Annotated in this window: 17 protein-coding genes; 7 read left to right on the plus strand and 10 right to left on the minus strand. The window is 73.2% G+C overall.

What is annotated here, in order from left to right; translation table 11 throughout:
* Nucleotides 1–43 precede the first annotated feature (43 nt).
* The gene (locus tag ACIP4Z_RS01425; RefSeq protein ID WP_355334624.1) at nt 44–1,102 is read right to left on the minus strand and encodes a LacI family DNA-binding transcriptional regulator; all 1,059 of its coding nucleotides are present in this window, start codon (nt 1,100–1,102) and stop codon (nt 44–46) included.
* Nucleotides 1,103–1,876: 774 nt separating this feature from the next.
* Between ACIP4Z_RS01425 and ACIP4Z_RS01430 the strand changes: the two genes are divergently transcribed.
* On the plus strand, nt 1,877–2,797 hold the full coding sequence (locus ACIP4Z_RS01430) for a phosphotransferase (RefSeq protein ID WP_401304130.1): 921 nt from the start codon (nt 1,877–1,879) through the stop codon (nt 2,795–2,797).
* A gap of 52 nt (nt 2,798–2,849) precedes the next feature.
* Here the strand turns inward: ACIP4Z_RS01430 and ACIP4Z_RS01435 are convergent, their stop codons facing one another.
* From ACIP4Z_RS01435 to ACIP4Z_RS01455, 5 genes are all read right to left on the minus strand, one after another.
* The gene (locus ACIP4Z_RS01435) at nt 2,850–4,448 is read right to left on the minus strand and encodes a hypothetical protein (RefSeq protein ID WP_401304133.1); all 1,599 of its coding nucleotides are present in this window, start codon (nt 4,446–4,448) and stop codon (nt 2,850–2,852) included.
* A gap of 165 nt (nt 4,449–4,613) precedes the next feature.
* Nucleotides 4,614–5,828, minus strand: a complete 1,215-nt coding sequence (locus ACIP4Z_RS01440) for a GDSL-type esterase/lipase family protein (RefSeq protein ID WP_401304136.1) — start codon at nt 5,826–5,828, stop codon at nt 4,614–4,616.
* A gap of 6 nt (nt 5,829–5,834) precedes the next feature.
* Entirely contained in the window at nt 5,835–6,413 is a 579-nt protein-coding gene (locus ACIP4Z_RS01445) for a WHG domain-containing protein (RefSeq protein WP_355334633.1), read from the minus strand.
* Between the two features lie 226 nt (nt 6,414–6,639).
* Entirely contained in the window at nt 6,640–6,807 is a 168-nt protein-coding gene (locus tag ACIP4Z_RS01450; protein ID WP_401304140.1) for a hypothetical protein, read from the minus strand.
* Nucleotides 6,808–7,317: 510 nt separating this feature from the next.
* Nucleotides 7,318–7,869: a winged helix-turn-helix domain-containing protein gene (locus tag ACIP4Z_RS01455; RefSeq protein ID WP_401304143.1), complete on the minus strand. Its 552-nt coding sequence runs from the start codon at nt 7,867–7,869 to the stop codon at nt 7,318–7,320.
* A 76-nt stretch (nt 7,870–7,945) separates the two neighbouring features.
* Between ACIP4Z_RS01455 and def the strand changes: the two genes are divergently transcribed.
* Entirely contained in the window at nt 7,946–8,539 is a 594-nt protein-coding gene (gene def / locus ACIP4Z_RS01460) for a peptide deformylase (protein ID WP_401304146.1), read from the plus strand.
* Nucleotides 8,540–8,579: 40 nt separating this feature from the next.
* Here def and ACIP4Z_RS01465 read toward each other — a convergent pair whose 3' ends face one another.
* Complete coding sequence (locus ACIP4Z_RS01465; RefSeq protein ID WP_391047229.1) at nt 8,580–9,179, minus strand: molybdopterin-dependent oxidoreductase; 600 nt, start codon at nt 9,177–9,179, stop codon at nt 8,580–8,582.
* Between the two features lie 335 nt (nt 9,180–9,514).
* Nucleotides 9,515–10,807: a phosphopyruvate hydratase gene (eno, locus tag ACIP4Z_RS01470; protein WP_401304150.1), complete on the minus strand. Its 1,293-nt coding sequence runs from the start codon at nt 10,805–10,807 to the stop codon at nt 9,515–9,517.
* Here eno and ACIP4Z_RS01475 point away from each other — a divergent pair.
* Together ACIP4Z_RS01475 and ACIP4Z_RS01480 are read left to right on the plus strand one after the other, a co-directional pair.
* Nucleotides 10,788–10,910: a hypothetical protein gene (locus ACIP4Z_RS01475; protein ID WP_401304153.1), complete on the plus strand. Its 123-nt coding sequence runs from the start codon at nt 10,788–10,790 to the stop codon at nt 10,908–10,910. The two genes, eno and ACIP4Z_RS01475, sit on opposite strands and share 20 nt — an antisense overlap.
* Before the next feature lie 50 nt (nt 10,911–10,960).
* A complete protein-coding gene (locus tag ACIP4Z_RS01480) occupies nt 10,961–11,851 on the plus strand; it encodes a winged helix-turn-helix transcriptional regulator (RefSeq protein ID WP_391047235.1) in 891 nt (296 codons plus the stop codon).
* Nucleotides 11,852–11,866: 15 nt separating this feature from the next.
* Here ACIP4Z_RS01480 and ACIP4Z_RS01485 read toward each other — a convergent pair whose 3' ends face one another.
* Entirely contained in the window at nt 11,867–12,622 is a 756-nt protein-coding gene (locus tag ACIP4Z_RS01485; RefSeq protein ID WP_355334659.1) for a helix-turn-helix transcriptional regulator, read from the minus strand.
* A 46-nt stretch (nt 12,623–12,668) separates the two neighbouring features.
* On the opposite strand from ACIP4Z_RS01485, the gene ACIP4Z_RS01490 reads away from it, so the two are divergent.
* From ACIP4Z_RS01490 to ACIP4Z_RS01500, 3 genes are all read left to right on the plus strand, one after another.
* Entirely contained in the window at nt 12,669–13,874 is a 1,206-nt protein-coding gene (locus ACIP4Z_RS01490; protein ID WP_401304158.1) for an MFS transporter, read from the plus strand.
* A 63-nt stretch (nt 13,875–13,937) separates the two neighbouring features.
* Entirely contained in the window at nt 13,938–14,150 is a 213-nt protein-coding gene (locus tag ACIP4Z_RS01495; protein WP_366823727.1) for a hypothetical protein, read from the plus strand.
* 189 nt (nt 14,151–14,339) lie between these two features.
* Complete coding sequence (locus tag ACIP4Z_RS01500; RefSeq protein ID WP_401304161.1) at nt 14,340–15,497, plus strand: type III polyketide synthase; 1,158 nt, start codon at nt 14,340–14,342, stop codon at nt 15,495–15,497.
* A gap of 204 nt (nt 15,498–15,701) precedes the next feature.
* Here the strand turns inward: ACIP4Z_RS01500 and ACIP4Z_RS01505 are convergent, their stop codons facing one another.
* On the minus strand, nt 15,702–17,858 hold the full coding sequence (locus ACIP4Z_RS01505) for a SpoIIE family protein phosphatase (protein ID WP_401304164.1): 2,157 nt from the start codon (nt 17,856–17,858) through the stop codon (nt 15,702–15,704).
* Nucleotides 17,859–18,060 lie beyond the last annotated feature (202 nt).

Raw genomic sequence — 18,060 nt, forward strand, 5'->3', positions numbered from 1 at the left:
TCCGTGCCGCGGTGCCGTGCGCCGCCCGTACGGACCGCCGCCCTCAGGACGGGTTGCTGCTGCTGCGGACGATCAGGCGCGGTTCGATGACGACGCGTTCGCCGCCGCGGGTGGTGCCGGACTCCAACTGGTCGACCAGCAGGCGGATGCTGGCCTGGCCGACCGCGGTGAAGTCCTGCCGGACGGTGGTCAGCGGCGGCGCGAAGAACTCGGCTTCAGGGATGTCGTCGAAGCCCGCGATGGCGACCTGGCCCGGCACCGAGAGACCGGCCTCACGGAAGGCCCGCAACACCCCCAGCGCCATCTGGTCGTTGGCGACGAAGACGGCCGACACCTCGGGCGAACCGCGGCGCCCGGAGCCCGCCGAGACCCGGCCCGCCAGCTCCTGTCCCGCGCGGTAGCCCGACAGCGGCGTCCAGTCCCCCACCAGTGGCGGCGGCACCTCGACGCCCGCCTCCTCCAGCGTGGCGCGCCAGCCCTGCACGCGGGCCTCGGCCTCCAGCCAGTTCTGCGGGCCCGCGACATGCCAGACCGTGCGGTGGCCGCCGGCCAGCAGATGGCCCGTGACCAGCCGCGCGCCCAGCTCCTGGTCCACCGAGACGCCGGGGATCGGCAGGCCGTGCCCGCCCTCCACCGTGACGACGGGAAACGGCAGCTTCAGCTCGGCCAGTGCGGCGACGGCCTCCCGTTCCGGCACTATCACCACGATGCCCTCCACCCCCCAGTCGCTGAGGTGGTCGATCGCGTCCGCGAGCGCCTTCGGGGTGTGCCGCCGCAGGGTCACCGCGGAGACCATGTAGCCCTCGTCCCGCGCCGCTTCCTCCAGCCCGAACAGCGTGCTCGCCGGGCCGAACAGCGTCGGATTGCACGCCACCACCCCCAGCGTCAGCGTCCGCCGCGTCACCAGCGCCCGCGCCGACGAGTTGCGCCGGTACCCCAGCGCCTCGATCGCCCGCAGCACCTCCGCGCGCGTGGTGTCCCGCACATTCGGGTGATCGCTCAGCACCCGCGACACCGTCTGATGCGAGACGCCCGCCACCTGGGCGACATCCGCCATGGTGGGGGCCCTGCGGGGCGCTGCCGGGTCCGCGGTGCGAGACATGGCTCTCCGTTCCGTGATGCTGCTAAGTGTTAGCGCTCACAGTCCCATCCGTCAAGGCCGTACGCTCGCGCTGGGCGGAGGAAGACGGCCCTTTACCAGGCCCCCCGCCGGGGGCGACCCTCCCAAGGGCTTGGGCCCCTTAGGGGCACGGGGAAGGCGCCTCGCACTGGCGCAGGGCCTGCCTTTAAGGGGCGCGGGGAACTGCGCGCTCAGCCGAAGCGCTCCCGCACCTCACCACCCGCCCCAACGGGGCAAACCGGTTGCCCCCGGACCACCGACCGGTGACGGGTTACCCGCGCAGTTCCCCGCGCCCCTGACGGGGCACCGTCTCTCGCCCGGACGGGGAGCCGATCCTTTCGGCGGCGCGGGGTCCCGCACCTCACCACCCGCCCCAGCGGGGCACTTCGGCCGTCCCCGGACCACCCGCCGGGGGGGCGCGCCGCGCTGGCGCAGGGCCTGCCTTTAAGGGGCGCGGGGAACTGCGCGCTCAGCCGAAGCGCTCCCGCACCTCACCACCCGCCCCAACGGGGCAATCCGACTGTCCCCGGACCACCGGCCGGTGATGGGTTACCCGCGCAGTTCCCCGCGCCCCTAACGGGGCACCGTCTCTCGTCCGGACGGCGAGCCGACCTTTTCAGGGGCGCGGGGAACGCTCCCGCGCCTCGCCACGCGCCGGAGGGGGCGGGCGGCGCGGACGGCGCGACTGTGGGGATACGGTCACAGAGGGAACCGTCACGGCGAGTGGCAGACGGGCGGCGAGAGGCGGGACGGCGCGTGGTGGAAGTGGACGGGCACGGGCACGTGACGGCCGACGCGGAGGTCGTACGGTGGCTGGTGCGGGAGCAGCACCCGGACCTGGCGGAGCTGGAACTGCGTCCGGTGGACGGCGGTTGGGACAACCAACTGTGGCGGTTGGGCGAGGAGTTGGCCGTACGGCTGCCGCGTACGCCGCGCGCACCGGCGCTGCTGGCGAAGGAGCGGCGGTGGCTCCCGCTGCTGGCGCCGCGCCTGCCGCTGCCGGTTCCGACGCCGGTACGCGACGGTGAGCCGTCCGCGCGCTTCCCGCGGCCGTGGGCCGTCACGAGGTGGGTGCCGGGGAGCCCGGCGGACCTCACGCCGATCGGCCGGGGCGAGCACGCGGCCGACGCGCTCGCGGGGTTCCTCACGGCGCTGCACCGGGAGGCACCCGCCGACGCACCGGCCAACCCGGACCGCGGTGTCCCGCTGAAGTCCTTGGCCGACGGGTTCGACCACGGCGTGGCCGCCCTCGCCGAAGGCAGCCTCGACGCGCGCCTGGCCGACGGCGCCCGGCGGGTCTGGGCGGACGCCGTCGCCGCCCCCGAGAGCACCGCCCCGCCGACGTGGCTGCACGGCGACCTCCACCCCGCGAACGTCGTCGTCACGGACGGCACCCTCGCGGGCGTGATCGACTTCGGCGAGCTGTGCGCGGGCGACGCGGCGAACGACCTCGCCGCCGCCTGGCTGCTCCTGCCCGCGGGCGCGGCGCCCCGCTTCTTCGCCGCCTACGGCCGTACGGACCCGGCCACGATCCGCCGCGCCCGCGGCTACGCGGTCCGGGCCACGCTCGGTCTCATCAGCGTCGGCCAGGCGGCCGAGAAGGGCCTGCCCGGCGGAAAGCCCACCTGGGGAGTCGCCGGGCGCGCGGCCCTGGAGCGCGTACTGGCCGACGTCTAGGCCCGGTTGACCAGTCCGGTTGACCAGGACCGGTCGGCCAGCCCCGGTACGCCTACGCCCGGTCGGCCGGTTCGTCGTCGCGCCGCCCGCCCGGCTGCCGGGGCCCGCGGACATGGTGGCGCGCCCACCAGGTCCGGAAGTCCTCGTCCCGGACGCTGAGTTCACCGACGAGCGCGGCCACCTCGGGATCGTCGGGATCGCGGGCCGCGTCCATCCGCAGCACCGCGACGCACTCTCGGGCGATTCCGCGACCAGTCCGCGTACAGCGCAGCGGTCTGAACGCGGACCGGATGTCGGACGTGGACGGCGTGACGTACACCTCGGACGGCGGCCCGGTGTCGATGGTGCCGTAGGTGGTGTACGACAGGGAGCCGGGGCAACTCCCGCCGCCGATCTGCACGGTACGGCTCGACACGAGCTTGCCGGTGCGCAGTTCGAACACCTTCACCGGGATCGCGATCTTGCGGAATTTCACCTCGCGGGGGAAGTCGGGCAGCAGCTTGTTCTCGTACGGGCAGGTTGTGACCGTCGTGCCGTAGTCCTTGTCGCCGACGCAGACCACGAGTACCGCCTTGGTGACGTCGTCGGCCGACCAGGAGCCGGGCAGTTCGCGGGTGTACTCGTCGTCGCCGTAGAACAGCGCGTGGTTGGTGCCCTTGCGGTAGGGGGCGGCGGCGCTGTACTTCGCCGGTTTCGAGCAGTAGTCGGGCTCGGTGTCGGTCGAAGTGCCCAGCAGCGTACGGACGTTGTCCAGCTCGATGGTCAAGGTGGCCTGCTCGACGCCGCTGCGGGCCTTGGCGGCGAGCCGGTCGCCGGGGTACTGGTCGAGCTGCTGCTGGTAGCGGTCGCGGGCCTTCGCCCACTCCTTGGCCTCCATGAGGTCGTCACCGCAGCCGACGAGCGCGGCGGGCGCGGTCTTCGGGACGACGGCCGCCGCCCGGCCCAAGTCGCCCTGGACGGAATTGTGTTGGCGGAGCCAGTCGGTGACCGTGACGGTGTCGCAGGGCACCTTGGTGGGCAGTCGGCCGAGGAAGCCGTTCAGCACGGTGTCGACCATCTTCTCGTGGCCCGGCAGATCCGCGAGTACGGCGGCCAGGCCGTCGAAGCCCGCCGTCAACGCGTGGGTGTCACCGCTCAGTCCGGTGGTCAGCTCGTGCTGCGCCGCGCCGAGCCGGTGGCAGGCCCGTACCGTACGGTCGCCGCTCGCGGTCAGCGGCGCGTCGGCCACGCGGGGGCCGAACCAGAGACCGTCCTGGGCGCTCAACGCCTGGGCGCAGTCGCCGCTCCGGCGCGCGGCGGCCACCTTCCCCTCGGTCCGCGAGGCGTCGAGCCGCAGCAGCCCCGCGACCAGCAGCATCGGCAGGAGGACGGCGAGCGCGATCACCCGCTGCCGAAGGACCGGGCCCCGGCGGCCGAGGAGCAGGTAACCGGCGCTGAGGAGTGAGGCGTTGGCGAGGGCGACGGCCAGCGGGTCGCGCGAGCGCCCGCCGTCGCCCGCGCCCCTGACGGCTCCGGCGATGGCCCGGCCCGCGCCGCCGTCCTCGTTCCCGTCAACGGGGCCCGGACGCTGCCCCGGCAGATAACCCGGCGGGGGCCCCGGCGGCGGTCGCAGCGGGGGCCCCGGCGGCGGTCCCGGCGGCGGCTTCGGCACGCCGTCCTGTTCGGATACGTGCCGGGGCTCGGGGTCCGGTGCAGGCTGGGGCGGGTGGTCCCTCTCGGTCCCCTTCCTCGGGCGGTGGGCGGCGGCCGTCGCCCATTGTCACCGCCTGCGCCGGGAGGGGTCCCGGACGCACATCCGCCCTGTTCAGGGGTACTGCTACCGGCTCGCGGCGAAGGCGCCGCTCTCCGCGAAGACCCGCTCGGCGAAGCGTTCGCCGATACGCCGGTGGGTGGCGGCGTCCGGGTGCAGCTCGTCGGGCAGCGGCAGTTCGGCGTAGTCCGCCTCGCCGTAGAGTTCGCGGCCGTCGAGGTAGTACAGGTGCGGGTCGGTGGCCGCGCGCTCGGCGACGATCCGCTCCAGTTCCGCGCGGATGACGGTCAGGGTCAGCTTGCCCGCCGCCAGCTCCGCCGGGTCGCCGGTGGCGCGGAACCGCAGCTTTCCGGTGCTGAGCGCTTCGAGGTCGAAGGCGGCGGGGCCCGGGGTGTTCTCGTGGATCGGGCTCAGGATCGGCGAGACGACCAGCAGCGGGGTGTCCGGGTGGCCCTCGCGGATGGTGTCGAGGAAGCCGTGCACGGCGGGGCCGAAGGCGCGCAGCCGCATCAGGTCGGCGTTGACGATATTGATGCCGATCTTCACGCTCACCAGGTCGGCGGGCGTGTCGCGCAGGGCGCGGGCCGTGAACGGGTCGAGCAGCGCGCTGCCGCCCAGGCCCAGATTGATCAGCTCCACACCGCCGAGGGAGGCCGCGAGAGCGGGCCATGTGGTGGTGGGGCTCGCCGCGTCGGAGCCGTGGCTGATCGAACTGCCGTGGTGCAGCCAGACCTTACGGCCCCGGTCGGGGACCGGCCCGACGGGCGCGTCGGTGCGCAGCGCGACGATCTCGGTCGTCTCGTTGTGCGGCAGCCAGATCTCGATGTCCTTGTCCGCGTCGGGCAGTTCGGCGAAGCGGAGGGTGCCGGGGTCGCCGGGCTTGTGCTCGGCGGTTCCGGTGCTCATGTCGACGGTCAGGGTGTGGCCGCCGGCCACGCTGCCCTGGCCCGCGGGGCGGCCGTCGACCAGCAGGTCGTAGAGGCCGTCGGGGCGCGGCGGCGCGCCCGCGTACACGCGCTTGGTGGGCAGCGTGTCCAGCTCCACGGTGGTGGCGCGGGTGCGGAACACCAGCCGTACGCCGGAGGGTTGGGACTCGGCCATGGCGAGCTGGGCGTCGGCGCACTGGGCGCGGGCCCGCGCGGGCAGCCGGTGCGGCAGTACGCCGTGTCCGGTGGGCTCCAACTCCAGCGCGCCGCGCACCAGTTCCGCGCCCTCGGGCGTGGTGAACAGGGTCGTGGTCCAGTCGCCGTGCTCGGTCCGTACGTCGTTCTCGGTAGGCATTGCTCTTCAACTTCCGTCTTTTTCCGGCCAGTTCTTCAACAGGGCGTCGAGGGCGTCGATGACGCGTTCCCAGGTGTCCTGGGTGTCGGGCGCGCTGTGGCTGAACCCGCCGCCCATCTCCAGGCCGACGTAGCCGTTGAACACGCTCCCGAGCAGCCGCACCGCGTGCGTCTGGTCCGGCTCGTCGAGGTCGTAGCCGCGCAGGATCGCCCGTGTCATCTCCGCGTGCCGCCCGCCCGCGCTCGCGGCGGCGGCCTGCGGATCGAGCCGGAACTGGGCCGCCGCGTACCGTCCGGGGTGCTCCCGGGCGTAGTCGCGGTACACGTTCGCCAGTCCGGCGAGCGCGTCCTTCCCGGCCCGGCCCGCCAGGGCGGCGGCACCGCGATCGGCCATTTCCGCCAGTGCGAGCTGCGCGATCCCGGTCTGGAGATCGTGCGAATTCCGCACGTGCGAATACAGGCTCGCGACCTTCACGTCGAACCGCCTGGCCAGCTCGGAGACGGTCACCGCGTCGAACCCGACCTCGTCGGCCAGCTCCGCCCCCGCCCGCACCAAACGCTCCCGTGTCAGTCCTACGCGCACCACAGCCGTCCTCCTCGTTACCTAAGTCCATCATGCACATACCTAAATCCTTTAGGCAAATGACCGCAGCCCGATGTAACGGCGGACCCCGCTCATGGTCGGACCGCCGCCGTAAGGCCGCGCGGTGTGGCACCGCTCGGTGCGGTGTCGCTCACCGCGGGGACCGCTCACCGCAGGGGCCGCTCGCCGTAGAGCCCACTCGCCGTGGGACAGAAGGCCCGGGGCCCGGCTAGTCGATCGGGAAGCGGTAGACCGTCGACTCGCGGGCCCGGAAGGCCAGCCGCGCGAGGGGCCGCGCCGTCGCGGACAGCTGCGGCAGCAGCCGGGCGAAGGCGTCGCCGAGTTCCTGACCGGTCTCCGGGCTGATCTCCCGGACGATCTCCACGCGGGCGTCCATGCGGGAAGCCTATCCATCCGTTCCGGCCGCACCGACGCGCCGGAGCCGGGGCGGGCTTGGCCGTAAAACCGGTTGGGCGGGCGATGCGCCGTTGGTAGCGTCCGCAGGACCGTCACACCAGGCGAGGAGGTGGAACCCGTGAAGGCCGGTTCTGACGGGGTGCTCCCTGTCCTCCTCACGGCGTGGACGGCCCGCGTGGACGTCACCGCAGGCGCCGGGATCGCCCGGTCGCTTCCCGAGCGCAACACCGCCTGTCTTCTGTGCGGTTCACCGCGCGGACGACGTCAAAAGGCGTCCGTGAACGAGACGTCGCCATGGGTGAGGTCAATGGCCCGCTCCGGCCGCCGCTTTCCCGCCCAGAACAGCCGGCGCTCGTGCTGCTGGGCCACCTCGGCGGCCCGCACAAGAAGGCGCCGCGGACGCTGGGGCGCGCGCAACGCCCTGTGACCGACGCCGGTTCTCCCGCGCCGGCCCCCGTACACCCGCATCGATACCTTGCGACCTCAGGCCCTAGCCCTCGTCGGGCAGCAGCGGGAAGAGCCGTGCGACGACCGCGACCGGACGGGCCGCGGCGGGGCGGGCCGCCGGATTCGGCTCCCGGTCGCGGTAGCGGGCGAGGGTCTGCCGGATCGCGTCGGCCACGGCGGCCATCTCCTCCGGGGTCAGATACGCGACCGCGCTGAACGCCTCGTCCTGCCGCCACGGGGCGGGAGCGCTGTCGCGCTGGGTCTGCCAGCGCCGGTAGCTCTCGTCCTCCAACCCACGGGCCAGCTCCCCGAATTCCGTCGCGGGACCCTCCCCCTTCTCCGGCTCCCCCGCCTGCCGGATCCGCCACGGCCGGGCGCGGCCACCGCGGTGCGGGGCCTCCTCGATGTAGCCGTAGCGCGCGAGTTGCCGCAGATGGAACGAGCACAGGCCGGAGCTGTAGCCGAGCCGCCCGGCCGCCTGTGTGGCCGTGACCGTACCGACCTCGGCGAGCAGGCCGAGCAGGTCGCGGCGTACGTCGTGGTCGGGCAGACCGCTGTCCGCCGACGTTCCGGTCTCCGCTTCTTCTTCAGTCACTTTGCAAAGCCTGCTACTTTGCAAAGAGCTTTGCAAGCTCCTGGCCGACGCCACCGCTCCGAGGAGAGTGAGCCCCTTGGTCTCCCGCCCCTTCGACGTGTCCGAGCGCGCCGTCGTGCGCGCCATCACCGTCACCGGCGACGACATCCTGCACCGCCCCTGCCGCGAGGTGACCGAATTCGGGACCACGGAACTGGCCGAGCTGATCGAGGACATGGTGCTCACCATGCACGTCGCCGACGGCGCGGGCCTGGCGGCCAATCAAGTGGGCGTCGGCCTGCGGCTGTTCGTGTACGACTGCTGGGACGACGACGGCGTCCACCACACCGGGCACCTCGTCAATCCCGTGCTCGACGAACCCTCGCCTGCCGACCGGCGGCTCGTCGACGACGCCGAGGGCTGTCTGTCGGTGCCGGGCGCGACGGTGGACGTGCCGCGCACCGACCACGCCGTGGCGCGCGGCTTCGACCAGTACGGCGAGCCGGTCGTCATCGCGGGCAACGGCCAGTTCGGGCGCTGCCTCCAGCACGAGACCGACCACCTGGACGGCCGCCTCTACCTCGACCGCCTCTCACGGCGCGACCGGCGCGAGGCGCTGCGTCAGATGGCCGACCGCCGCGAACACGTCTTCGCCCTGCGCGCGGCCAGGGCCGCCGAGTTGGGCCGCTGACCTCCGCGCACGGGGCTCGGGGGACGCGTCAGGCCGGTCGTCACACCGCCGGGCCGTCGCCGTCCTCCTCCTGGTGGGTGTAGCGCTGCTCCTTCCAGGGGTCCGCGAGGTTGTGGTGGCCGCGCTCCTCCCAGAAGCCGCGCCGGTCCGTCGTCATGTACTCGATGGCACGGAGCCACTTGGGCCCCTTCCAGCTGTACAGATGCGGTACGACCAGGCGTACGGGGAAGCCGTGTTCCGCGGTGAGCTGGTCACCGTTGTGGTGGGTGGCCAGCAGGGTGCCGTCGGCGGTGAAGTCGGCGAGCCGGAGATTGGCGCTGTAGCCGTACTCCGCCCAGGCCATGACGTGGGTGGCGTGCGGCGCCGGGGGCGCCAGGTCCAGCAGGGTGCGGGCGGTGACGCCGAACCACTCGTGGCCGGTCGAGGTCGTCCCGGACGCGCAGTGCAGGTCGGCGGCGACCGTGGCGCGCGGCAGCGCGCTGAACTCCTCAAGGGTCCACGTGTGTTCGCCGCCGGCGGCGGTGGCGCCGAACACCTTCAGGCTCCACCGGTCCGCCCGGAATCTGGGCACGGGTCCGTAGTGCGAGACGGGCCAGCCCCTGACCTTGCGCTGTCCCGGGGGAAGCTCGTCGTTTCCCACTGGGTGATCGTCCTTCCCTGCGGGTCGATGCGGGTCGATGGCACGGCGGCGGTCCCGGTGGTGCGGTGGAGATCCAGTGGCGCGCTGGAATCCGGTGGTGCGGTGGAGTTCCAGCGGCGCGCTGGAATCCGGTGGTGCGGTGGAGATCCAGCAGCGCGCTGGAATCCGGTGGTGCGAGGAGATCAGGCGTCCGCTCATGCGAGGCCAGACACCGTTAACGATTATCACATGCGGCGGCATCCGGCCCTTTCGCCTCGCATTCGCCGGGCGCCCCACGAAAACCGTTCCCTGGACCCGCTCGACCCCCCGGCCACACCCCCGGGCCCGGCGTGCCGCTAGCGGCGCAGCCCGAGCGCCTCGCGGCCCGCGTACCGCGCCTGCGTCCCCAGCTCCTCCTCGATCCGGATGAGCTGGTTGTACTTGGCGGTGCGGTCGGAGCGCGACAGCGAACCCGTCTTGATCTGGCCGCAGCCGGTCGCGACGGCCAGGTCGGCGATGGTGGTGTCCTCGGTCTCGCCGGAGCGGTGCGACATCACGACGGTGTAGCCCGCGCGGTGCGCGGTGCCGACGGTCGCCAACGTCTCGGTGAGCGTGCCGATCTGATTGACCTTCACCAGAACGGAGTTGGCGACGCCGTCGCGGATTCCCTCGCGCAGCAGCGTCTCGTTGGTGCAGAAGACGTCGTCGCCGGTGAGCTGGCAGCGGTCGCCGAGGCGCGCCATGAGCAGCCGCCAGCCGTCGCGGTCGTCCTCGGCCATCGGGTCCTCGATGGACGCCACGGGGTAGTTCGCCACCAACTGGGCCAGGTACTCGGCGTGTTGCTCGACGCTGCGACGTACGCCCTCGCCGGTGTAGTCGTAGACCCCGTCACGGAAGAACTCCGACGCGGCGGGGTCCATGACGACGGTGATGTCGGTGCCGGCCTTGTACCCGCTGCGCTCGACGGCGCGTACGACGAAGTCCAGCGCCTCTTCGGCGGTCCGCAGGTCGGGGGCGAAGCCGCCCTCGTCGCCGACCGCGGTGCTGTGCCCCGCGGCCAGCAGGTCGCCGCGCAGGGTGTGGAAGACCTCGGAGCCGATGCGTACGGCCTCGGCGAAGGTGGCCGCGCCGATCGGCGCGATCATGAACTCCTGGAAGTCCAGCGGATTGTCGGCGTGCGCGCCGCCGTTGACGATGTTCATCATCGGCACCGGCAGCAGCCGGGCGTCCACGCCGCCGACGTAGCGGTAGAGCGGCAGCCGGTGCGCGTGCGCGGCGGCCTTGGCGGTGGCCATGGAGACGCCGAGGATCGCGTTCGCGCCGAGCCGGGACTTGTCGGGCGTGCCGTCCAGCTCGATCAGCGCCGCGTCCACGGCGGCCTGGTCCTCCGCCTCCAGGCCGACGACGACGTCCACGATCGACTCGTTGACGGCGTCGACGGCCCGCCGAACTCCCTTGCCGTGGAAGCGGGCCGGGTCCTCGTCGCGCAGTTCCACCGCCTCGCGGGCGCCGGTCGAGGCTCCGGAGGGTACGGCCGCGCGGCCGGTGGAACCGTCGGCCAGCTCGACGTCGACCTCGACGGTCGGATGGCCCCGGCTGTCGATGATCTCGCGGGCGACGACGCGGGTGATGGTGGTCCTGGCGGCCATGGCGGTGGTGCTCCTCACGTGCGGTGCGGACGACAACGACGCGGATGACGACGACGCGAACGGCGACGACGCGGATGACGACGGCGCCGACGACGACGACTAAGTTCCGAGCGAGAACAAAGTGAGTTCAGAAAGTGAATGTACTCTGTGCGGATGAGGATGCACAACGCCGACGAGGACTGCGGGATCGCCCAGGCCGCCGTGGTGATGGCCGACTGGTGGAACGTGCTCGTGCTGCGCGAAATCGCGCGCGGCCACGTGCGGTTCGACGCCCTGGCCTCCGAACTCGGCCTCTCCCGCAAGGTGCTCACCGAACGGCTCGGCGCGCTCGTCGCCCGCGGCGTCCTGCGGCGCAGCCTCTACCAACGCCGCCCGGTCCGCTACGAATACCTGCTCACCGACTCAGGGCTCGCCCTGCTCCCGCTGCTGGTGGCGATGCAGGACTGGGGCGACCGCTGGGTCCTCGGCGACGGGACGACCACGGCGACCGCGCCGCCGGACGGGGCGGAGCACGCACGCGTGCACGCCCTGGCGGGCGGCGGTACCGATACGGGTACGGGTACGGGCGCGCGGCTGCCCGCGGATCTCCGACTGCCCGCGAGCGACGGCGCCGAGCGCCCCGTCGTCGCCCCGGACGCCGCCGCCACCGTCCTGTTCACCTACCCCGGCACCGGCGTCGACTGGGGCGAGGACCCGATCCCCGGCGCGCCCGGCTGCACACTGGAGAACCGGCTCTTCCGCGACGCCTACGCCGACTTCCGCCGCGCCGACGTCGCCGTCCACGGAGTCAGCACCCAACTCCCCTACGAACAGGCGGCCTTCGCCACCGCCGAAGCCGTCCCGTATCCGCTGCTCTCCGACGCCCAGCAGCGTCTGGCCGCCGCCCTGCGGCTGCCGACCTTCCGCGGGGCCGGGCGGCTCCGCCTCAAACGGCTCATCCTCGTCCTCGCCCCCGACCGCACCGTGCGGCACGTCCTCTTCCCCGTCGAGGACATTCCGGCGGCCGTCGAGGAGACGCTGCGCCTGGCGACGGCCGGTCCCTGACCGTCCGCGCAGGAGCTATCCGGCCTGGTCCCGCGACTGGTGGGCGCCCGGCGTATGGCCGAAGGTGCGGCGGAAGACGTCGATGAAGGCACTGGCGGACGACCAGCCGCACCGGTGGGCCACGGCGGTGACCGGGGTGTTCTCGGCGAGCAGCACCAGAGCGTGGTGCAGGCGGAGTTGGGTGCGCCACTGCGGGAAGGTCATGCCGAGGTCGCTCTTGAAGAGCCGGGACAGCGTACGGTCGCTGGCGCCGACCTGGCGGCCGAGGGCGGTCAGCGTACGGTCGTCGGCCGGGTCGGCGCGCAGGATCGCACACAGGGACCGGAGTTGGGGCGCGGCCGGCCAGGGCAGGTGGAGCGGCTGCTGCGGTGAGGCACGCAGTTCGTCGAGCAACACCGCGCGCAGGCGGGCCCGTTCGGGGCTGCCGTCGTCGGGGGTGCGGGTGTGGGCGAGGAGCAGTTCGCGCAGCAGCGGGGCGACGGCCAGGACGGTCGGGGTGTCGAGGCCGAGCGGGTTCTCGTTCTCCGGGAGGCCGACCAGGTGGAGTTCGAGTTCGCCGTGGGCCTGGTGGGCGTGGACCGTACCGGCGGGGACCCAGATGGCGCGGGTGGCCGGGGCGACCCAGGAGCCCGCGCTCGTGGTGATGGCCAGCACTCCGCGTCCGGCGTAGACGATCTGGTGGTCGTCGTGCCGGTGCGGGTCGATTTCCGCGCCGGGGGCCAGCCGCTCGGTACGGGTCGGCGCGACCGGCTCATGGCGGATTTTCGTCATTGGTTGGCAGTTTATCGGAAGCCCGACATATCACCGCCTGAAGACCATGGGTGACGTGCCGAAAAACACCTCGATCACGCTGCTGTCCTTCGGGCATGCCTGCGTCGACATCTACCAGGGCGCCGTCGCGGCCCTCGTCCCCTACTTCGTCGCCGAACGCGCCTACAGCTACGCCGCCGCCTCCGGCATCGTGCTCGCCGCGTCCGTCCTGTCCTCCGTGGCCCAGCCGCTGTTCGGCCTGCTCACCGACCGGTGGGCGATGCCGTGGCTGCTGCCGGTGAGCACCGTCCTCGGCGGTGCGGGCATCGCGCTCAGCGGCGTCAGCGGCTCGTACGCGCTCACGCTCGTCTTCGTCGCGGTCTCCGGCGTCGGCGTGGCCGCGTACCACCCGGAGTCCGCGCGCGTCGCCCGCCTCGCGAGCGGGGGCAGCCACAGCGCGATGGGGTGGTTCTCGGTGGGCGGCAACATCGGCTTCGCGCTGGCCCCGCTCATGGTCGCCGCCGTCGTCGCGACGGGCGGCCTGCGCCTCACCCCGCTGCTGGTGCTGCCCGCGCTCGTCGGCAGCGTGCTGTGCCTGCCGGTGCTGCGCGAGCTGGAACGGCGGCGCTCCACCGGGACCTCGGCCGCCGTCGCCGCCGGGCGCGACGACAGGGCGTCCTTCGTGAAGCTCTCCGTGGCCGTGGTCTTCCGCTCGATCGTCTTCATCGGCCTGAGCACCTTCATCTCGCTGTACGCCAAGCAGCGCATGGGCGGCAGTGAAGTGGCGGGCACCGCCGCGCTGTTCGTCCTCTACATCGGCGGCGCGATCGGCTCCGTCCTCGGCGGCTCGCTGGCCGGCCGCTACGACCGCGTCACCGTCACCCGCTGGTCGTATCTGGTCTCGATCCCGTCCGTCGCGGGCGTCGTCCTCGTCCCGGGACCGGCCCTCTACCTCTTCGTCGCCCTCACCTCGATCGGCCTCTACGTCCCCTTCTCCCTCCAGGTCACCCTCGGCCAGGACTACCTCCCCACCCGTGTCGGCACCGCCAGCGGCATCACGCTCGGGCTCACCGTCAGCATCGGCGGCCTCGCCACCCCCGTCATCGGCGCGGTCGCCGACGCCACCTCGCTGCGTACCGCTCTCACCCCGCTCATCGTCATGCCCGCCCTGAGCTGGCTGCTGTTCCGCTCCCTCCCCGAGCCCACCGCGCCCCGCTCGTCCCCCGCCGCCGCGCCGGAGGACGCGGCCACCGACCCCGCCCTCGCGGGCTAATCCGCGACACGTCGACCGGGCCGCCTCCCGCGCCCCCGGGCCACGGCCCACCAGACTGTCCCCATGTCATCCCCCCGCCGCCGCTGCCCCCAGTGCGGCCGAGAGATCGCCGTCGTGGCGGGCCGCATCGCCCGCCACGACCCACCCCCCGGCCCCCGCACCGCCACCCTCGTCTCCTGCCCCGGCTCCAAATCCCCCGCCGCCCCCACCGCCGCCCAACGCACCCTGGACGGCTACACCATCCCCGACTTTCCCGGCCAACTCCCCTTGTTCTAGACATATCCCCGCACCCACGGAAACAGCCGGTCCGCACGGGCCGCTGGATCCGGCCGAGTTGACCGGTCAGATCGGTGAATTCCTCGACATAGAGGTCGAAACGGTCAATGTGGAATCCGGACTTCCGTTTCGGGGAGAGGGACAATACGGTGATACGGCGCCGTCCGGGCGCCGGGAAGGGGGTGCGGGATGAGCGGGTACATGTGGCCTCCCGCCGTGGTGCCGGGGCCGTACACCATCACTACCGAGGAGATCCTCGCCGAGGTCAACGGCCGCCACCCGGGGGCGAGTTGGCTGAAGCGCGCGGACGGGATGGCCAAGAACACCGGGATCGGGGAGCGGCGGTGGATGCAGCCCCTGGAGGCGATCACGGCGCCGAGCCGCAGCGGCTTCCCCGGGCCCGCGGCCTCAGCGGCGGGCGAGACGGGCAAGACGGCAGAGGCGGGCCCGCCGGTGCCGCAGACCGTCGAGGAGCGCACCGCGTCGGTGTGGGTGACGGTCCAGGACTGCGCGGAGCGGGCGGCCCGCCAGGCGCTGGAGACCGCGGGAGTCACCCCTGACCAGGTGGATTACGTGGTCACCAGCAACTCGACCACCCCCGCCCTGCCGGGCCTGGACATCGCCCTGTTCAACCGGCTCGGGCTGCGCGAGGACGTGCTGCTGCTGCCGTTCTCGCAGTGGGCCTGCATCGCCGGTACCCGGTCGCTGGCCACCGCTTCGAAACTGCTGGCCGCCGACCCCGGCGCGACGGTGCTGATCGTCATCGCGGAGGCGCTGAGCACCACCTACCAGCCCGACGACACCGGCATCGACTCGCTGCTGATGCGGCTGCTGTTCGCCGACACCGCGGTCGCCGCCGTCGTCCGCGGCCGGCCGGACCAGGGCGCGTTCCTGCGGCTGGACGCCGCGTGGCACCGCACGGTGCCCGGCACCGCCGACATCCACCGGCTGCACACCCGCGCCGACGGGGTGCACTACGAGATGGACCGCTCGGGGCCCAAGTGGGTGCAGTCGACGCTCCCGCCGATGTGGGAGTGGGTGCGCGGCCGTCACACCGACCCGGACTGGCACCCGGACCTGCTGGTGGCCCACCCGGGCGGCACCCGCGTCCTGGAACTCATCCAGGAGAGCGTCCCGAGCTCCTGGCCCGACGTCCCGGGGCCCTGGCCCGACCACCTGCTGGACCACTCCTGGAGCAGCATCGTCACCGGCAACCGTGGCGGCGCCGCCGTATTCGACGTCCTCGACCGCGCCCTCAGCGCGGGCGTACCCGCCGGAGCCCGGACCGTGCTGTACGGAGCGGCGCCGGGGCTGACGGCCACCGCGATGGACGGAGTGTGGCTCTAGCCCGCCGTACGGGACGCGCGGATCACAGGGCCGGTCCGCGCCCAACTGCCCGCCGCCGACGGTCAGTCCGGGGGACACCTACTCGCCGCCAGCGTTCAGTCCGGGGCGAAACTGCCCGCCGCCGACGGTCAGTCCGGGGCGCAGCTGCCCGCCGCCGACCGTCAGTGCGGATCACGCCCACCCGCTGCCGACAGTCGGCCCTGGTCACAACTGCCCGCCCGTGACGGCCAGTTGCGCCCACACCGTGCGCTCCCCCGCGGTCTCCCCGAGCCGCGTCCCCCACGCGGCACTCGTGTGCTGGACGACGAGGAGCCCGCGTCCGCTGGTCTCGGACACCGCGGGGCGGGCGGCCCGCGGCCTGCCGTGCGAGGGGCCGGTGACCTCGCAGATCAGACGGTCGGACAGGTGCAGCAGCCGGAGGGTCACCGGGCCGCCGGTGCCGAACCGCAGGGCGTTGGTGACGAGTTCGGACACCACCAGGGCGCTGCGGCCGTGGGGGTCCGCGATGCCCCACTCGGCGGTGCGGGCGCCGGTCCACGCCCGTGCGCGGGCGACCGCCGTGAGATCGCCCGCGGGCAGGCGGAGTGCGGGCATGTCGGCCGCGGGCAGGCCGTCCATGCGCGCCAGGAGCAGCGTGAGGTCGTCGTGCTGCGGCGGCGGCCCGGTGACGTGGTCGACGACCGGGCCGACGACGGCGCTCAGGTCGCCGGTCGCGTAGTGCCAGGACAGTGCCTCCAGCAGGGCGGTCATCCCGTCGTCGAGGTCGCGGCCCGGGTGCTCCACGAGGCCGTCGGTGTAGAGCCCGATCAGGGCGCCCGGCTCGGCGGTGACCTCCAGGGCCTCGTACGGTTCCTCGCGGGCCGTGCCCAGCGGCGGGTGCAGCGGCGGGGCGAGCAGTTCCGCGGCCCCGTCCGGGTGGACCAGCACCGGCGGCAGGTGCCCGGCGCTGACCACGGTGAGCCGCCGGGCGGCCGGGTCGTACACGGCGTAGCAGCAGGTCGTGCCCAGCGCCGCCGCCGCGGCGCCCAGTTCGCCGTCGGTCTCGGCGGTCGCGTGCAGGCTCCCCACGAGGGTGTCCAGGTGGGTCATCACCTCGACCGGCGGGTGGTCGGCGGCGGCCAGGGTCTGGGCGGCCTGGCGCAGTGTGCCCATGACGGCGGCGGCTGCCAGGCCGTGTCCGACGGCGTCGCCGATCACCAGCGCGATCCGGCCGCCCGACAGGCCGATGACGTCCATCCAGTCGCCGCCGAGGCCGGCGCTGTCGGGTGCGGCGGGCCGGTAGGCGCCCGCGGTGTGCATCGCCCGGCTCGGCGAGTGCGGCGGGCGCAGCCTGCGCTGGAGCGCCAGGACCTGCCGGTGCTCGCGCTGATGACGGCGCCCGTGCTCCAGATTCATCGCGGCGCGGAAGGCCAGTTCCTGGACGGCGAGCTGGTCGTCGCCGTCGAAGGCCCCGCGGGGGTTGTCCTCACGCCGCCAGACCGCGACCGTGCCGAGTACGCGCTGCCGCCGGTCGGCGTCGGGGACGGTCAGCGGCGCGAAGGCCACCGCGAGCGGGCCGTGGTCCGGCACCAGGGCCCGTATCAGGTCCGGGTCGTCGCCCAGGGCCCGCTCGATGGCGGCGCGGTCGGGCAGCACGGTGACGCCGGGGTGACCGGTGGTGTCGGAGGCGGGGTGGGCGGGCAGGTCCGGCAGGCGCTCGCCCAGGCGGAGGAAGCCGCGCGGCCACGGCCGGTTCCCCGCGCGGGCGTACGCGGCGCGGCACCGCGGCTCGGTCCGATCGGGCAGGTCCCCGCTCCACAGGCACTGCGCCAGCGACACCGTGACGGCGTCGCCCCAGGGCAGCAGCCCTTCGGCGAGCTGGCGCGCCGTCGTTTCGATCTCCAGGGAGGTGCCCAGGGTCGAGGAGGCGGCGAACACGTCGAGCTGGGCGCTGACGTCGATCAGGCTGATCACCACCCGGCCCGGAGCCGCCGGGAGGACCGAAAGCGACACCACCGCGGGCGTTCCGTCCGGCCGGATCATGCGCTGGACCCGCGCCAGCAGCGGGCGGCCGGTGGCCAGTACCCGCTCCACCCGGGCGGCGATCGCCGCCGCGTCCTCGGTCGGGAAGAGGTCGGTCGCCCGCGCGCCCGATCCGTCGACCACCCCGTCGAGCCAGGTCCCGGCCAGATCGGCCTCCAGCACGGTCAGCCGCTCGTCGACGACGATGATGCCGAGCGTGTCGTCCGACCCCGCCCCCGACGGCGCGCTCAGCGCACTGGGCGGCTGCTGCGGAATCATCTCCGTCAGCACGGCACCGACCCGGCCGCCCGCACCGGACGCACCCTCGGAAGAAGCGTGGCTGGAGTTGGGGCTGGTCATCACGGCAAAGTCCGATCATCCGCCAACGGTTGATTTCAGACATTACGGACAATTAGCCAATAAAAACATAAAGAGCAGGTAAAGCGACTCTTTGTTCACCATGACTCACACGGTGTACGGGCCGCGCGATCAGCCCGTCCCGGTGGACCCGCACGCCCCCACCTGCGGTCCAGGACCGCGTCCCGGCAAGAGCCCTCGCGGC

The organism is Streptomyces sp. NPDC088910 (assembly GCF_044749865.1).
Taxonomy (GTDB): Bacteria; Actinomycetota; Actinomycetes; order Streptomycetales; family Streptomycetaceae; genus Actinacidiphila.

Bases quoted from the DNA above. Each gene is read 5' to 3' on its own strand.
- ACIP4Z_RS01450 (WP_401304140.1), bottom strand. From the start codon at position 6,807: ATGGACGCCCGCGTGGAGATCGTCCGGGAGATCAGCCCGGAGACCGGT.
- ACIP4Z_RS01440 (WP_401304136.1), bottom strand. From the start codon at position 5,828: ATGCCTACCGAGAACGACGTACGGACCGAGCACGGCGACTGGACCACG.
- eno (WP_401304150.1), bottom strand. From the start codon at position 10,807: ATGGCCGCCAGGACCACCATCACCCGCGTCGTCGCCCGCGAGATCATC.
- ACIP4Z_RS01495 (WP_366823727.1), top strand. From the start codon at position 13,938: ATGTCATCCCCCCGCCGCCGCTGCCCCCAGTGCGGCCGAGAGATCGCC.
- ACIP4Z_RS01485 (WP_355334659.1), bottom strand. From the start codon at position 12,622: ATGACGAAAATCCGCCATGAGCCGGTCGCGCCGACCCGTACCGAGCGG.
- ACIP4Z_RS01475 (WP_401304153.1), top strand. From the start codon at position 10,788: ATGGTGGTCCTGGCGGCCATGGCGGTGGTGCTCCTCACGTGCGGTGCG.
- ACIP4Z_RS01500 (WP_401304161.1), top strand. From the start codon at position 14,340: ATGAGCGGGTACATGTGGCCTCCCGCCGTGGTGCCGGGGCCGTACACC.
- ACIP4Z_RS01490 (WP_401304158.1), top strand. From the start codon at position 12,669: ATGGGTGACGTGCCGAAAAACACCTCGATCACGCTGCTGTCCTTCGGG.
- ACIP4Z_RS01480 (WP_391047235.1), top strand. From the start codon at position 10,961: ATGAGGATGCACAACGCCGACGAGGACTGCGGGATCGCCCAGGCCGCC.
- ACIP4Z_RS01425 (WP_355334624.1), bottom strand. From the start codon at position 1,102: ATGTCTCGCACCGCGGACCCGGCAGCGCCCCGCAGGGCCCCCACCATG.
- ACIP4Z_RS01505 (WP_401304164.1), bottom strand. From the start codon at position 17,858: ATGACCAGCCCCAACTCCAGCCACGCTTCTTCCGAGGGTGCGTCCGGT.